Genomic DNA, 14254 nt, shown 5'->3' with positions numbered 1-14254 from the left:
CCTATCCGCTCGCTCCCTTTCCATTCGTGACGCCTTGTCGAGTCCAGCCATGAAACGGACCGCGAGTCAAACCGTCCAGAGGTGCGTTTGAATTTCCTCTCGCCCAAGGAACTCAGAGGCAGCGCTATTTGCATCATTGATTTGAGCCTGAATAAAGAGCCCCAAGGCATCGCCAACGCCGCCCGCCAAACCCGTCTGCAGAGACAATTGCAATCTCGCCAGAGAGGGATCGAGTCGACTCACCCCATGATGCAAATTCCAAAACAAGGAGTGCTTCACAAAGGCACTCCATGATCCATCGGGAGGACTGTCCAAAGCCGCATTGGGTGGCGACATCAAGAACACCGTGGCGATGAGATACTCATCCCAAGGCTGACCCTCCCAATCCCCTGCAAGCTTGTCAGAAGCCGCTGAATCTATGGGAGGCTCCCACTTGGACGTGAGCCGAATATAGGGACGCTCCTTAGCATTCGGCTTCTCAACAGTCGTGACCGTGAATTGAGCAAACAATCCATCCACACCCGAGCCAGTATCCCACTGAGTAGAGTTGGACGGACGGTCTATGAAAAGCACCAGGTCACACGCCCGCAGGAGCCGCGTGCCCTGACCGGACTTATCCAACAGTCCGGACACCGCCTGCCCACCTAAACCCGCAGGATCAAACGTAGCCGCAGGCGGAGGACCGACACCCCGATAGCTGAAGAATTCCGGCACCGCCTCAAACGTGAGGTTGAGGCTCCCGTCAGGATTGGAGGAAACACCTTCCGGCGAACTGTCAGGACCTATCGCCCTAAGTGGACCAACCTCGAACCAAGGGGATTCGGTCAACCATGCATCAACAGCCTGCTCAGCAGCCAAACGACCCAACCTCGCCACAGTCCTTTTAGGGGCCTGCTTACCCGGGATGGAGATCGTTGGATCAACGCAGTTCACGAGGCCCGCTTTGATATTACACTCCCACACCTCAAGCTTCCGATTCCACCTCAGGCGAACACCCCAAGGATGCCGCCAGGGCGCACCCTCCAAAGCAACAAGGCTCAAGATACGGTTGCCGCCACTCATGCAACAGGAGAGAAGACGTGCCACCCTTTGCCGCCGTCCTTTTCCGGAGGCGCAAAGGAATGTCGCTGATTGAAGTAGACGTTCTGAACAACCTTGAACAGCCGACGTTGATCACGCCAGAGGAGCAGCGCAATCGGTAGGTATCCCACGCCATCCTGATCGACGCTAAAACCGTTGGCGAACTTCCCCGTCAGGTCATTCAAATGCACCACGTCGACCGGAATCTCTGCCTTTGCATCGATCACCCCAAGCTTGTCGACGGTGACCTTGAGACACACCCACGATTGCAAGTCTTTGTTCGGACCATCCTCGACCTTGAGCACCGGCACCGACACACGACGCCCCTTCGAGTCACGACCATCCAAGGGGACACGTCGGAGCTTTGGCACAATGTTCTCAATGAGCCCCAAGCCCACGCGCACCGCAGCAGCTCCCGCCATGGCGACCTTGAAGGCCCCCAAATATCCCGGGGTTGCCAGATCCGCCACGATGGCGACACCTGCCCGATACTGATGCACACGTATCGGCCCCGTCCGCGTGAGATGGTTCGTCATTTGTTTCCAAGTTTACCCAACAGAAGATACAGGGCCTCAAGGTGCTTCAGTCGATCCACTTCCTTCCACGTCTCGACGATTTCCCAGCAGTTACCCCGTCGACGCACCTGAGGCACATCCACAATCCAAGTCCGCTTGGGTGGATCTTGAAACCCCGAAGGCAACCGCTTCACCACCTTGCCGACGTTGGTATAGACGGATGAAGGCACGCGAAACCTCACATAGCTATGCGAGGCCGTGATCCTCATCACGGGATAAGTCGTAGTGCCAAAGAGCGGATTGGGCTCATCCTCTTTCGCGCTCGACCCGCCCAACTCTGAAGGACGCTCCATGTATTGCGGAAACTTAATGCGCCCCTCTTCCTCATATGCCCCGTACTTTGTTTCAAGCGTGCCGCGATCTGGAAACGCCTCAATCGGCTCCTCTCTCCACTCAGGGCGGATAATGTATTGATCCTGATCCTCCCCCGGCTCATCGACCAAGCCCTCAAAATTCGCTTGAACGATGAAACCGCTATTGTCGACATCCCACTCACTGATATTCCGATCCACCTCTGGAAGACCGATGGACACGGGCAAAGCCGCAAGCAGCGCTTCCGATTCCGATGAGTCGGTAAACAGGAACCGATACGAAAGGCCCAACAGCCCGCGACGATCCTTTCCCCCAGTGATGCCCTTGAGTTGTATCCTCATGCTAGTTTAGATCAAATCCAAATCCGGAGTTGTTTCCCGTATACCCGCCCTCTGCACCTTTTTCGATCCGTTCAAGAACGCGTTGAATATCCTTGAGGGTCTGCCCTTGCTGCTTGGTTTCATCAAGCACCAGGTCGTTCCCACTACCGCCCATCAGAAGACTTAGAGCGCCGGCCGTTTCGCCCGCGAGGGCAGCGGGAGCCCTTGCCCCACTGGCCAAACCCGAAAGCTGATCTGCCTGCTCAAGAGCAGTGTTATAGCGCTTCCTTGCCTCAAGCTCACCGTTCACGTCACCGCTCTTTTTCTTCTCCTCAACTTCTGCACGAGCCTTCTCAAGCCCCTTGGAAACATCAGCAGCACTCGTGATCTTAAGCCCGAGGGACTGAGCAAGCTTTTCCCGGAGCTGAGTCGCCTGCTCCTCCGGACTGAGCAACTTGCCCTCTTTCTCATCCGAGTCATCCCTCAGTTTTTCCAGCTCCTTTTGCTTCGTTTCCGCCTCTTGAGCCGCTTTCTCACGCATGCCCGAGCTGATGCCGTCCATCTTCTGAGTGACCTCAAGGGCCTTCCTGAGCATTTCATAGACCTTAGTGGCCTCATCCTTCATGCCCATGCCTTCGAGCTTCTTAGCCCACTGCTCTAACCCCTCGATGGTGGAGGCGAAGAATTTGCCTCCAGAGTTCTGCATCTTATCGAAGATGGCCTTCAACTCCTCATCGAGAGCCCTCAGCTTGTCCATGTCAGTCATCCCCTCATACTTGCGGGACTGCACAGACTCCTTCGATTCATCGAGTTTCTTGGTTGAGGCTTCGCTCTTCTTCTTCGCCTCCTCTTCCTTTGCCACACTCTGAGCGGCACCCACACCCTCCGCCGCCTTTGCGCGACTCTCCTCCCGCTCCCGCGCACGCTTCGCACGCGCCAACTGAGCCTCGTACTGCTTTTCTCCGAGCCGCTCGAAGGCCAGACCAGGGCCACCATGAGCCAGTGAATCCCACGAGAATTCTAGAATCCCCGCAAAGGCATCAATCACCGTTGCCGCCATTGTCGATGCCGACTGCCCAATCTGATCCATCCGATCATCGAGATAGGCAAGGCGGTCGATCACCTCATCAGACACGACGGAAACACTTTCAAACATTTCCTTGATCTCATCCGTACTCATGGATAGAAGCGGGATCAGCTCCGAGGCAGACTTGCCCAACAGCGTTTGCAGATCCGCGAGCCCCGTGCCAGTCTCCCGAGCCTTCTGGAAGGCCCCAGCCAGAGCCAGAATCTTTTGGTCCAGAGGCATCCCCGCCAACTGAGAGGCGGTCAATCCGTACCTCTCCAGAGCCTCAACGGCTGGCTCGTTGTCGATGGTCCCCAATGACTTCTCAAGCTTGAGAAAACTATTCGCCAACCCCTCTACAGAGCTATCCGTCCAGGACGCCGCAGCCCCAACACGTTGCAGCGTCTCAGGACTCTCATTAAGGCGGGTGGACATGTCACTCAAGTCCCCCATGCTTTTCGTGATCGACTTGATTGCCGAGGCCACCCCGGCAATACCCCCAACCGCAAGCAACCCCGTGATCTGCTCGGCAACAGCATCGCCGACACCACCAGCTCCAGCAGCGGCAGCGTCACCCACGCCGGACATATTTCGCCGCATGGCATCGCCAGCCCTTGCGGAACTGTTCACCGCCTCAGCGAGCCGCGTGTTGAACCGCGCAAGTTCTAGATCTAACTCACCTTGGATCATATTTATGAACGCACTTTGAAACCACTGTCACGAGCAGCCTTCCGGATCAGATAGGGAAGCTGCCGCTCAATCTTTCGGGCCTGTTGATCAACAGCCCATTGCATCCGACGAGGCATATCAGGCACCAGGGCACTGTATGAAACATTGTTTGTGAAAACGATGCGGAGGTGATTCGGCTTAAAATCGATGTCGATGGACCCGGGCGCATTGTGTTGACCCCGCGCATAGACAGGCATCGCCAACCCTAGGCGATCAGCCGCAGGCTTGAACCCTTGCGCCAATTTCCCGACGTTCCCCTTCAGCTTTCGCGCCAGGGCATCGAGCTTCTTTTCATCCACATAGTAAGGAGCCCTCTGCCCACGAGTCAGAGACTTCTTGCCTCGACGTGAACGCGAGGCCTGACGGGCATTGTAAATGCCCTCAACGTTCAAATGCTTCTCTTTGGTCGCGACGCGATAGGGCGGCTTTTTCCCCACCTCAGGCGAGCGATCACCAAAGAGATGAGGCACCATCCGAAAGCCCCGGATCTTCACACCCTGAAACACTCCGCGTAGATCCGCATCAATTCTTGCCTCACCAGCTCGACGAGCAGCTACGCCCATCAGCTTGACGCCCTCGCCCCGTTGTGCGGGTGGCGTGATCGAAAGCACCTCACGAATTACCCCCTTCGACTGAGAGAGCATTTCATCTTCGATAGTCTTACTCGTATAGCCCGCCAGCAGGGTCATTGCCCGGGCGAAGCGATCCGTTTTTAGTGTAAGGCCATCTCTCATTCACGGAGGTTGCCCCGTGTCAACCGCACCCTTGAGGAAGTCCGGAACAAGGTCCGAGACATCTTCCTCAGTGACCCGCCTCCCCACGGGGACCGTCCAGTAACCCGAGTCGCGCAAAGCCGCGTGGTAGTATTGCATCGCCTCAGGGAGAAAGATATGCCACTTGATCTCTTGGCGACTGAAATGGGTATAGCTGGCAATGGTTCCGATAGTGAACGCGAACTGGCTAGGCCCAACAAGGTCACGGGGCGAATCATCTTTAGCACCCACCTTTTTCGGCCTAGGCCGAATGTTGATGCTTGCCGCGTGAATCATCGCCACAATGCGAATTCGCCACTGGCGAAAGGCAGCAACGATGCTCGGCATGGGTTCATTGAAAGACTCCATTACCACCCTCCAACGCCCCGACCAAAGTGCGGAGCACACAGCAGGCAAAGGCTGTCCGTGCAGCCAGATGAAGGCCGCGATTTGCTGAGTCTCTTCCTCGACCGAAAGACCCGGGTCCAACTCCATCAGCTTAATCCCCATGATCTCCATCGCCTTAAAGCTTGCCAGTGAGACAGGGCGAAGGTCATGCGATTCAAAGGACGAGTCTTCCGCGAAGAACGCGAGATCCAGAAAGAGGGATCGCTCGAAATCATTCAGCTCCATGGTCAGAATCCATCCTCATATTGTTGAGCGAACCGCCTCACCCAATCGGGCCGCCCATGCATGGGAACAACCAAGGTGCGATCATGAGCATCAGGCTCCGAGGCTTGCAGCGAACGGGGGACCTCCGGCAGCTTGGCACAAAGCTGCCTGATCCAGTGCTCATAGCGAGGGAGCGCCTTTGCCGCACGGAGGAACGCAGGCTCGCTCTGACACCGAGCAACGAATTCCTCGATCCGCATCAAGTCACCTTCGCAGGCGATCCTTTGAGTACGGAAACGAAACGTGATCACACGTGACAATTTGGAGGGACTGGCGCGCTTAAAATCCTGCACATGCGCCACCCCCTCCAACACGTCGGTATGGTTGGGGAAACCATCATTGGAGAGCCGCCAACCCGCAGCCATGACCGCAGCCACGATAGGGACGCAAGAAGGAATGCGGGCAACAAGATCGCGCTCGTGGAACACCACAGGCACACAGCCGAGCCAAAGACTCATGCCGCGAGAGGGTAGTGGTTTCCACCGACCGACCCGCCGTTGAAATCATCCATTTTCTGCTCTTCCATGAGCTGATTCACAAGAAGCTTGCCGTCCTCCAAGCCCTTGACGCCCGCGCCAGAGGTGCCCAGTACCACCCCGGCAGGAAGGTCACCACGAAAGCGCGTCGTGAAGGAATTCTTCTGAAGGCAGGTCGCACGAGCCCCGGGAGCACCATCGCCCCCCAGAATCATTTTGTCCTGAACCTCGTGGGAAACCTGAACGTTCTCCGCTAGGGAGAAGGAACAACTAACGATGTTGAGCGTGTCCTCATCCGGATCACCAGCGCCCACACCAGGGCTCGCCCCCGCAGCGTCAGTAAAGGCCGAATGCCCTGACGCCATCACGGTGCAAGAGACGCGACCATTGTTGACCTCAGTCGCATCACTCTTGATGATCGTCATAGTTGCAGGCAGCGCGATAGCTGCCGATGTCACAGAGGCATGCATCGGCTCGCCTACATAGGTCACAGTGACATCCGTCTTTTTGGCGTGCAGCGGATCAGCTTTCACATACTCACCCGCAGCTCCGACAAGTTCGGAGATCTCTACGGATTGCGTCCGTTGCGATGATTGAGCCTCCGCCCCATCCGGGAGCACGATGCCAAAAGTAGAAAGAACTCCGATTGCAGCAGCCATGGTGGAAAGAGGTTGTCAAACCTCCCGCAACCCTAGCTTGATCCTGATCTGAGCTTGCCAGCGGTTGTTGCCAAGACTCTCACCCACACCTTGAAAAAAGTAGCCCGCCGTGGAAACCCCCGCAGCAGCCTCCAGAGCCGCAGAAATCGCCGCAGTATTCGCAAGCCCCGCATCCAACGCTGCCTGAGTGGCCGCAATGTCTTCCGCCGATACGGCCCGGGCGCGATCCGCGTAAAGCCTCTGCATATCTGGCCAGCACTGCCGCAGAGCCTTGACCACCGCTCGATGCTGCACCTCACTCACTCCCGCCACGTTGTCAGGAGTGGAGACCGCGATTAAGACTTCACCATCGTACAGCTCACCAACTCGATGCTGGACATCCTTGATCCCAACGATCACGTATGGAACGGAGTCCGGCAGAACGTCTTTCCCAACGTTGCAGTGCAGGGAGACCGTTGCCCCCTCAATCACGCAAGCCAACAGGGTAACCGCGCCCACACCCTCACCAATCAGGGTGTCGACCGCCCCGAACTTCTCGGTGAGGTACGCACGCAGGCCTTGTTCAATGGCCGAATTCATGGTTGCACCTCTGAGAGCGTAGGCCACCCGAACAGGATTCGGAACGCCTCAGCCTCCATCAAGGCCCCAGTGATCGCGTCATGAGGGCGAGGCTCTGGAGGCATCCCCAGAAGACTGTAAATCTCATCCGTATTGAAACCACGGGGAGGCACAGCAGCCCCCGAAGCCAAAGCGAAAGGCACCGCCAAGGAATGCAGATCAATCATCCGATGGCCAATGTCTGGAAGCACCCCGCGTTGAAAGCCAGGACGGATACGGGCATAATTCAGAAAGCGCCGATCCATATGGGGATTCAATCCCGCGAAGATGAACTTTTCCTGCCCAATCCAATCGAACGCGTTCGAAACTGCATCATGCTCAGTCGGCAACGCTGGATCATTAGCCTCCTTGAAACTGATGCCGTGCACCTCCGCCGCCCGCGCATCCCATTCCGCACCTTCCCACATGCGGCATTGAATGGAGAACTGCCCAACTCCCCCAGTCATCCAGGTCAGGCCAATCTTTAGGATGCTATGCCGCCTCTCATCCAAGCCAGTAGTTTCAATGTCACCAACCAGAATCCTCGGTTCAACGGGCATTTCACTCATTGAAGGCGAGCACCTGTCAAACCATCGCCTCAAGCACCAGCTTCCATTCCCCGGTATTATGGAGATCAGTCACAGCCTTGATCTGATAGACCACGAGCCCGCCTTCCAAGTGGATCTTGATGATCTTTTCATTGAATGACACCGAGGTCGGGAACGCGGGCCAATCCGCCTTCTTAAGTTTGACCGTTGCATCGAAGTCATATTCGGAGCCACCACCTTCACCCGCCTGCACACGTTCAAACACGGGAGGGGAATAGATCCCCGTTTTCTTCGTGCCATCGAGCGTCACGTCCTTCGCATAGCACGCGTGGCGCATCTCCCTGTCACGGTCAAAGGCGGCACGAACAGCAGCAGCAGAGGGCATGCAAGCGAACTACTGTCAAAGAAAACGCCGCCCGGGGGAGAAGTCCCGAACGGCGTTTGTGACACACAACCTTGGTAGCATCCAGCCTTATGGCCAGAAAGTTATTTGGGATCTCCCTCAACCGGGGGACCACTCTCGCCGCCGACCGGAGGGACAGCAGGAGCGGGAGGCGCACCACCCTCAGGGAGCTTGACCTTCGCTTCAGTCTTCTTCTTCCCCTTGTCGGATTCGTCGACGATGACTGTCGCCGAGCCAATCTCAGGCGTGAGGCTGAGGACGCAGCCAGAGACGACCACCTCACCTTTTTCTTCGTATGCAAGATCCACCTTCGCGCCCCCGGGATGCGTCTTTACGACATGCATTTCGGTGGGAGGCTTGCCAGCTTGATGGTAATGAACGGTTTTCATGAGTTACAGGAAAGAACTTTTTGAGTTGACCCGATCCGGATTGAGGATCAGAAGACGATGGAGAGAGCGACGCTCTTGGCGGTATTGTCACCGCCAGCCGCCTCGACCGCCGTGTTGAGGCGGATGTAACGGCGCACAGTCTGAGGCAACTTCACCGTGCGAGTGACCGCAGCAGCACCGACACCACCCGCCCCTGTCAGGACGACGGTAGCAAGCTCAGGGATGGCCGCGAAGTTCGTGCCGTCTGCACTGTCCTGAACCGTCACGGTGACCTTCTTGGTATCCACCAAGGAAGGCAGTACATCGACCACAATCTCAGCCTCGTAGCCCCGGGCATTGATACCAGGGTTATCGGCGATCAGGTCGATAGGGTCAGTGTTGTTGTTGGCGTTAGCCGCAGGCAACACTTTGCTGACCTTGAGTTGAGTGTCGCGAATTTTTCCGGGATATGAGGAGGGAGGCATAAAATTTATCTCCGATTGAAAGAGTGGGTTTAAGTCAGACGGACGCGCTGATCAGCCAGGGACTAGACTTCGATGGCATCCGTGTTGAGGATCGAATCCGTGCAGATGATCGGGATGCCGTTCGATTCAGTCGGCATGTCAGGATACACATTCTCCGGAGTGGAGCGGCTCAGGCGAAGCTGATTGCGGGAGCGCTTATTCATGAACCAGTAATCAGGCTCCGCACCCACAGGCAGCAAGTCCAGTGCGTCACCGAGCAACTTGTCCGTGCAACCCTTGCCCACGTCGGCAGTGATGTTGCACACTCGAACGGCACTGGCCTTGTGATTGAGCTGAAGACCGATCCAGCCCTCAAGATCAGCGACCCGACCGGGGAGCGGCTTGTTGTTCGTCCCCAGGATGTCCTGATCACGGAACTCACCGAGGTCGAAGACATTGCCCTGACCCGCGATCAACTCAGCGTAATCCTCGCCAAGCTTCACGCCAAACACTGACGTAGCCGTTGAGGCAGTCGTACCCGTGGCGTTTTTGGTATACGCACCACCGAAAGGAGTGAAGGCCTTGAGACCCTGAAAGCCATCGGCACCGCGATCAGTGCCGTAGAAGATCTGAGGCCCAAGCGTCGCCAGGGCCGAGAGCATAACACCCCGGGTTGCACGCGCCTCAATGGCGGACATCCCGCCAGCGTCAGCAGCAGCAGCAGCCCTCTCCACCTCGACGCGTCCGCCGAAAAGGAAACACTTGTGCTCACGCGGCTCATAGCGCCCCTTGCTGGCAGGCATGCCCTCGCCAAGCTTACGAAAGCCCGTGGTTGGCAACTCGACCATGGCGAGAGTGTTGTACCTGATGCCACTTTCGAGCACACGAACCGGGATCACCCCCAGTTCAGGCGTCTGAGCGACGTTCTCTTCAACGATGTTGCCCAACACAAGATGGGGCTGCATCGCATCAACAATGGTGATTCGACCTTGAGGCATGATAGTTTAGGTAAGTTAGACTGTTGGGTAACGAGGGGCGACCTATGTCAACGCGGAGGGTTATTTCTTCGCTGCCGCCTCAAGCTTTGCGACTGCATCAGGCACCCAATCCGGGAGCTTCCCCTTCTGCTTGAATTCGATACCTGCACGAATGCGCTCAGAGCCCCGGAGCTTGCGAATCTGATCCTCCGCCGAGACTTCGCCCGGATTATCAGAGGTCGCCGCAGGGAGCTTACCAGCAGGGAAACCAAGAGCCGCCACCTTCTCTTTTGCTTTGGAGTCCGCCCTCTTTTCAACGTCCGCTTCCTTCGCCTTAAGTTTTTCGGATTCCGTCTCAATCGCTTTGAGCGCATCTTCCGTAGCCTTCGCTTCAGCTTCGAGAGCAGCGACTCTTTCGTTCGCAGCGGTCAAGTTTCCCTGCAACTCAGTTATAGTTGCGTCTCTGGCGGACACATCAGAAGTTAGCTGATCAATCGTCGCGTTGAGATCCGCCACAGCCTTTTCACCTTTGGCTATCAGAGAGGCTGCCGCCACAAATCGCTGAGCGATAGTCATGGTCGCCTGAGGACCATCGCCCTTGCCGCCGCCCCCAGACCCGGGAGGCACGTCATCCTCAGCCTCCATTAGAGGCGGACGCAGGAACATCATTCCGCCCAGACTCGCGCAAAGAACGCCCCCCGAGGTGACATGAGGAGCGCCCGCCCCCAAGGTAACGAGGTCAGGGAGAGGAATCATTCCGAAGGCCAGAGCCATCGGCACCAGCATCGCGATAAGGATCGCACCGGAGATCAGGGGAACAAGGGCAGAGCGTTTCTTCATACCCTGCCAAAGGTCTGTCAATACTGAGGAGCCTCCGACGTCTTCTCAACTCACCGCTCTTTTCCATGCGATAGAGTTCAGATTCATTCCATAGCCAGTTATCCAACTCCTCTAGGTGCTCCTGCAACGATTTTGAGAAAACCGGGCAATCATCCAGATGCTCGCACGAACGGCCACCACAACACACGCAGGGCACGTTGTCACTGCCCAACAGGAGATGCATCTGCTCACCCACACTCATTCAGTATTCGGTTGAGGAAAACATCTGCACCCCCGCTCCAGAGGCAACCAAACGAGCCAGCTCCTCACGGAAGGGCCGCCGATGAATATTCTTCATGAGCACGTGCCCAACAGGGTAAGGGTGAGGATGCTCGTAAGCCTGACCATTCCACCTGCAACGAGCGTCCGCCATGGCTCCGCACTCACATTGCCAATGATGGAAACCGGTATAATCCCGATCATCGGAATCATTGAACATCAAGCGATCAAGAGCCTCATCTGACAACTCTTTAACGCCATCCTCGAAAACTAAATCTTCAAGCTCGACGTACTCAGACTTCAATCCCTCAAGAACCGCTTCTTTCGAAGGCCCCATCCAAACCTCGTAGTCATTGATTGCGAAAAGTTTCATATCATTCCGAAGGAAGCACAGGGTTTATTTTGAGATCACGGGGAGCTGACTCCATTCTATCCACTCGCTCGCGAAGCCTGTCGTGGAAATATCGGTTAAAGAACACACCGCCATCGATCCTCTGACACTCCTGCCAAAGCTCATCGACCTCACCTCGCATCCAATTCTCATTTCGAGCGGAGTCGCCCAGCGCCGCCGCAAGACTTTCGTCCGCAGACATCAGCTTGTTGATGGCAAGAGTGTTCAATGCCTCCCAACAGAAAAGGCAGACAACCACGAGGACTTGAACGATTCTCTTCATGCACTGAGACCGTTGTCGAATAACTCAGAGCAGATCGATGAATTCGTCCCACGTATCACAGATGCCGTCAGCGAGTCGAACCCCCACCGCCCGCTCACCACTGAAGGATTGCCCCTGCATAGTGGCATTCACCACTTTCGGACGCGCCCCTTGTACGGCGGAGGTAAACCATCCATTGAACTCATCCACGGTGGCCTGAAGCAAGACGCGGTCACCTTCGCTCAAAGGCTTTCCAGGCAGCCCCATTCCCTTGTGCTGCCCCGCCCCGAAGAACTCAAGCTTCAAGCCTTCCATGGCGAGCTTCATCGTGGGATCGAGCCACGCGAGGTAAGTTCCTATACTCCCCACGGTGGCAGATGGCGTGACGTAGATTTCATTCGCCTGACTACCAAGGTAGTAGGCAGAGCTTGCCATATTCTCATCTGAAAAGGCATAGACCGTTTTGCCACGAGTCTTCGCCGCAGCCCTCACCGCTGAGGCGGTTTCACGAATACCCTTCACCTGACCGCCAGGGCTGGCAATATCGAGCACAATGGTCGAGACATCCTTTGCTTTCGCCGCCTGATTGACCGCGTGAGCGATTGGATTGATGTCACAGAAACCCATGCAGACTTGCTGAAGGAGGCCTGCATTCTTCGCCAAGACTCCATAGATCGGGATGACCGCCACATTCGATTTACCTTCGAGGCGATAAAAGAACTCATCATTGACCACCTGCCCCGACATCCGGTCCACCGAGGGAAAGAGCTGAGTGGCACGCCGTGAAGAGTACGGATTTCGATAGACCTTCGAATTCTGTCCAGAGCCGGCAGCTTGCAACTCAAGGTTTTCCAAGCTATGACCGCCAACGATGCGCGGCCAAATAGTTGCATGCATAGCCTGAAAAACCGAGGGCTCAACGCTGAGCGGCTCGAAGTACATTGCACGTAAAAGGTGGGAGAAATTCATGGTGTTACCTCAGGGATCTTGTCTTCTTCCTCTTCCTCATCTTTGGCAGGCTCAATGGTTTGCTGCCGCTGCTCTGGATAAGCTTCCTCCCACGTGAGCTTGCGGGCCTCGACTCCCTCTTTGATGTAGAGCCGTTCGTCGAGATACTGATCAATCTCGATCTGCCACTCTTCACCGCGAAACCCGTAGAGGGATTTCATGGTGATCATGCCCCGCTTGTATTGCTCGATGTGAAGCTTTCCGTCCCGACCAAAGTCGACGGTCAAGCGAGCGGGCGCGAGCCACGCGTGATTTTCCCACCCCTCAATATCCTCAATCTCACCGTGCTCGATCATGTCGCGCAACCAGGCGATGTAGTGAGGCCCGAGGAACTGATCAACCAAGTCCTCCTGCTCTTCCTCGATCTTGCTCTGAGTGTCCGCCTGCACGAAGCGCATATTCGCGCCACCGAGGCCAATGATGTTCCAGAGGATTTCAGGGAAATAATCGAGCGCGAGAGCCACGTCTCTAACCAGGTCATTCAGGTGCTCCCTGACGTTCTGGCTAGGATTCGTGGACTGAACCATTTTGAAGGTCTGCCCGGGCTTTAGGCCCCACGCTTCCCCGCCCATGAGGAACTGCTCAAGAGAGATCTTTTTCCCGTCATTCGTTTCGATGAACTTTTGAGGACGAGGAGCCAAAGCCCCCCCAGCTCCAGCAACATTGCTCGTTTGCTGAGCCGCTTCCTCAATAACGTAGGCGATATGGCTCGCGACCTTGATGCCCTTTGTCAGAGCCGCCATGATCTCACCACGATCCAGCACCTTGTTAAGCACTGGATAGAATCGAGTGAGCCCGCGCACCTGATTGATGCGCTCGTAATTCGCAAAGAACAGGACGTTCTCTGCCGGGACATCAACAGTCGTTTCCTGATTCCGGTCATTCGTGCCCAAGAATCGGAAGGCTTGCGCTGCCGTGTGTTGATCAAGCAACACACCGTCATGCCAACGCTTGTTTGGTTCATGCTTCCGACCGTTTCCGATTTGGTTGGATTCGTAGAGCGCGATACGCAGGCGATTCGTTTCCTCGTCCCGAGCCAACACCGCAGCCCCGTCACCATCTTTGATCTTGCAGCGAATGATAGCTCGCTGAGCCTGACCAGTGTTGAAGCGCTTGCCGAGGTGGAAGGTATTGGCCGATCCGCAACGGCTTGAGTAGAGCATCCGGACGCGCCGACTCCACTCCTTGTTTTTCACCAGCGGGTAAGGCATCAGTCCAGTGCCAACCACCATTCGAGCGACACCATTGACGGCCCGATGAATCAACCCACCCCCGGAGTTGTAGATGAAGCGACTCCGCTTGAGCAGCTCAAGTCGGCTCCACTCATCGACTTCCTTTTTTGTATCGAGAGTGGGAAGGTAGATATACCCTCGATCCCGGGAAAATTCGGCACCCTGAAACGAACCCTGCATGGCAGAGAGCGTCAGGTCTGGAGCGGAAATGGCGCGCACGTGCGCGCCATTGTTTTGCTGATGAGAGTACCTTTTGCGTCTGCTC

At 56.2% G+C, this 14254-nt stretch carries 19 protein-coding genes; all 19 read right to left on the bottom strand.

The window, feature by feature from the left end; all coding sequences use genetic code 11:
• Positions 1-66: 66 nt before the first annotated feature.
• A complete protein-coding gene (locus tag VSP_RS09010; RefSeq protein WP_009960147.1) occupies positions 67-1062 on the bottom strand; it encodes a hypothetical protein in 996 nt (331 codons plus the stop codon).
• The gene (locus VSP_RS09005; protein ID WP_009960145.1) at positions 1059-1616 is read right to left on the bottom strand and encodes a hypothetical protein; all 558 of its coding nucleotides are present in this window, start codon (positions 1614-1616) and stop codon (positions 1059-1061) included. Before VSP_RS09005 ends, VSP_RS09010 begins: the two co-directional genes overlap by 4 nt.
• Positions 1613-2308, bottom strand: coding sequence for a hypothetical protein (locus VSP_RS09000; protein ID WP_009960144.1), 696 nt, complete (start codon positions 2306-2308; stop codon positions 1613-1615). The genes VSP_RS09005 and VSP_RS09000 overlap by 4 nt, the downstream gene beginning before the upstream one ends.
• Position 2309: 1 nt before the next feature.
• Positions 2310-4043: a hypothetical protein gene (locus VSP_RS08995; RefSeq protein ID WP_009960141.1), complete on the bottom strand. Its 1734-nt coding sequence runs from the start codon at positions 4041-4043 to the stop codon at positions 2310-2312.
• Positions 4044-4045: 2 nt separating this feature from the next.
• On the bottom strand, positions 4046-4816 hold the full coding sequence (locus tag VSP_RS08990) for a hypothetical protein (RefSeq protein WP_009960139.1): 771 nt from the start codon (positions 4814-4816) through the stop codon (positions 4046-4048).
• Positions 4817-5467, bottom strand: a complete 651-nt coding sequence (locus tag VSP_RS08985; RefSeq protein WP_009960138.1) for a hypothetical protein — start codon at positions 5465-5467, stop codon at positions 4817-4819.
• Positions 5468-5469: 2 nt separating this feature from the next.
• A complete protein-coding gene (locus VSP_RS08980) occupies positions 5470-5964 on the bottom strand; it encodes a hypothetical protein (RefSeq protein ID WP_009960137.1) in 495 nt (164 codons plus the stop codon).
• Positions 5961-6641, bottom strand: coding sequence for a hypothetical protein (locus VSP_RS08975; RefSeq protein ID WP_009960136.1), 681 nt, complete (start codon positions 6639-6641; stop codon positions 5961-5963). Before VSP_RS08975 ends, VSP_RS08980 begins: the two co-directional genes overlap by 4 nt.
• A gap of 15 nt (positions 6642-6656) precedes the next feature.
• Positions 6657-7220, bottom strand: a complete 564-nt coding sequence (locus tag VSP_RS08970; RefSeq protein WP_009960135.1) for a hypothetical protein — start codon at positions 7218-7220, stop codon at positions 6657-6659.
• Positions 7217-7798 carry a 3'-5' exonuclease gene (locus VSP_RS43925; protein ID WP_157210803.1) on the bottom strand — a complete coding sequence of 194 codons (582 nt, stop codon included), beginning with the start codon at positions 7796-7798 and terminating at the stop codon, positions 7217-7219. Before VSP_RS43925 ends, VSP_RS08970 begins: the two co-directional genes overlap by 4 nt.
• 25 nt (positions 7799-7823) lie before the next feature.
• Complete coding sequence (locus VSP_RS08960; protein WP_009960133.1) at positions 7824-8171, bottom strand: hypothetical protein; 348 nt, start codon at positions 8169-8171, stop codon at positions 7824-7826.
• 101 nt (positions 8172-8272) lie between these two features.
• On the bottom strand, positions 8273-8578 hold the full coding sequence (locus VSP_RS08955; protein WP_009960132.1) for a hypothetical protein: 306 nt from the start codon (positions 8576-8578) through the stop codon (positions 8273-8275).
• Positions 8579-8625: 47 nt separating this feature from the next.
• Positions 8626-9042 carry a hypothetical protein gene (locus VSP_RS08950; RefSeq protein WP_009960130.1) on the bottom strand — a complete coding sequence of 139 codons (417 nt, stop codon included), beginning with the start codon at positions 9040-9042 and terminating at the stop codon, positions 8626-8628.
• Positions 9043-9104: 62 nt separating this feature from the next.
• Positions 9105-10019: a major capsid protein gene (locus VSP_RS08945; RefSeq protein ID WP_029190300.1), complete on the bottom strand. Its 915-nt coding sequence runs from the start codon at positions 10017-10019 to the stop codon at positions 9105-9107.
• Positions 10020-10079: 60 nt separating this feature from the next.
• On the bottom strand, positions 10080-10667 hold the full coding sequence (locus tag VSP_RS08940; protein ID WP_157210802.1) for a hypothetical protein: 588 nt from the start codon (positions 10665-10667) through the stop codon (positions 10080-10082).
• Between the two features lie 412 nt (positions 10668-11079).
• Positions 11080-11469: a hypothetical protein gene (locus VSP_RS08935; protein ID WP_009960127.1), complete on the bottom strand. Its 390-nt coding sequence runs from the start codon at positions 11467-11469 to the stop codon at positions 11080-11082.
• A 1-nt stretch (position 11470) separates the two neighbouring features.
• A complete protein-coding gene (locus VSP_RS08930) occupies positions 11471-11770 on the bottom strand; it encodes a hypothetical protein (RefSeq protein WP_009960126.1) in 300 nt (99 codons plus the stop codon).
• 24 nt (positions 11771-11794) lie between these two features.
• Positions 11795-12718: a S49 family peptidase gene (locus VSP_RS39160; RefSeq protein ID WP_075087860.1), complete on the bottom strand. Its 924-nt coding sequence runs from the start codon at positions 12716-12718 to the stop codon at positions 11795-11797.
• A complete protein-coding gene (locus VSP_RS08920) occupies positions 12715-14208 on the bottom strand; it encodes a phage portal protein (protein WP_172682807.1) in 1494 nt (497 codons plus the stop codon). Before VSP_RS08920 ends, VSP_RS39160 begins: the two co-directional genes overlap by 4 nt.
• Positions 14209-14254 lie beyond the last annotated feature (46 nt).

Origin of the sequence: Verrucomicrobium spinosum DSM 4136 = JCM 18804 (genome assembly GCF_000172155.1) — a bacterium.
GTDB classification, from domain to species: Bacteria; Verrucomicrobiota; Verrucomicrobiia; order Verrucomicrobiales; family Verrucomicrobiaceae; genus Verrucomicrobium; species Verrucomicrobium spinosum.
Note: the sequence above shows the minus strand (reverse complement) of the source record. Positions and strands in the feature narration are given on the sequence as shown.

What these genes read in the sequence shown, in the direction of transcription:
- VSP_RS09010 (WP_009960147.1), bottom strand. Translation starts at nt 1,062, where the DNA reads ATGAGTGGCGGCAACCGTATCTTGAGCCTTGTTGCTTTGGAGGGTGCG.
- VSP_RS09005 (WP_009960145.1), bottom strand. Translation starts at nt 1,616, where the DNA reads ATGACGAACCATCTCACGCGGACGGGGCCGATACGTGTGCATCAGTAT.
- VSP_RS09000 (WP_009960144.1), bottom strand. Translation starts at nt 2,308, where the DNA reads ATGAGGATACAACTCAAGGGCATCACTGGGGGAAAGGATCGTCGCGGG.
- VSP_RS08995 (WP_009960141.1), bottom strand. Translation starts at nt 4,043, where the DNA reads ATGATCCAAGGTGAGTTAGATCTAGAACTTGCGCGGTTCAACACGCGG.
- VSP_RS08990 (WP_009960139.1), bottom strand. Translation starts at nt 4,816, where the DNA reads ATGAGAGATGGCCTTACACTAAAAACGGATCGCTTCGCCCGGGCAATG.
- VSP_RS08985 (WP_009960138.1), bottom strand. Translation starts at nt 5,467, where the DNA reads ATGGAGCTGAATGATTTCGAGCGATCCCTCTTTCTGGATCTCGCGTTC.
- VSP_RS08980 (WP_009960137.1), bottom strand. Translation starts at nt 5,964, where the DNA reads ATGAGTCTTTGGCTCGGCTGTGTGCCTGTGGTGTTCCACGAGCGCGAT.
- VSP_RS08975 (WP_009960136.1), bottom strand. Translation starts at nt 6,641, where the DNA reads ATGGCTGCTGCAATCGGAGTTCTTTCTACTTTTGGCATCGTGCTCCCG.
- VSP_RS08970 (WP_009960135.1), bottom strand. Translation starts at nt 7,220, where the DNA reads ATGAATTCGGCCATTGAACAAGGCCTGCGTGCGTACCTCACCGAGAAG.
- VSP_RS43925 (WP_157210803.1), bottom strand. Translation starts at nt 7,798, where the DNA reads ATGCCCGTTGAACCGAGGATTCTGGTTGGTGACATTGAAACTACTGGC.
- VSP_RS08960 (WP_009960133.1), bottom strand. Translation starts at nt 8,171, where the DNA reads ATGCCCTCTGCTGCTGCTGTTCGTGCCGCCTTTGACCGTGACAGGGAG.
- VSP_RS08955 (WP_009960132.1), bottom strand. Translation starts at nt 8,578, where the DNA reads ATGAAAACCGTTCATTACCATCAAGCTGGCAAGCCTCCCACCGAAATG.
- VSP_RS08950 (WP_009960130.1), bottom strand. Translation starts at nt 9,042, where the DNA reads ATGCCTCCCTCCTCATATCCCGGAAAAATTCGCGACACTCAACTCAAG.
- VSP_RS08945 (WP_029190300.1), bottom strand. Translation starts at nt 10,019, where the DNA reads ATGCCTCAAGGTCGAATCACCATTGTTGATGCGATGCAGCCCCATCTT.
- VSP_RS08940 (WP_157210802.1), bottom strand. Translation starts at nt 10,667, where the DNA reads ATGATGTTCCTGCGTCCGCCTCTAATGGAGGCTGAGGATGACGTGCCT.
- VSP_RS08935 (WP_009960127.1), bottom strand. Translation starts at nt 11,469, where the DNA reads ATGAAACTTTTCGCAATCAATGACTACGAGGTTTGGATGGGGCCTTCG.
- VSP_RS08930 (WP_009960126.1), bottom strand. Translation starts at nt 11,770, where the DNA reads ATGAAGAGAATCGTTCAAGTCCTCGTGGTTGTCTGCCTTTTCTGTTGG.
- VSP_RS39160 (WP_075087860.1), bottom strand. Translation starts at nt 12,718, where the DNA reads ATGAATTTCTCCCACCTTTTACGTGCAATGTACTTCGAGCCGCTCAGC.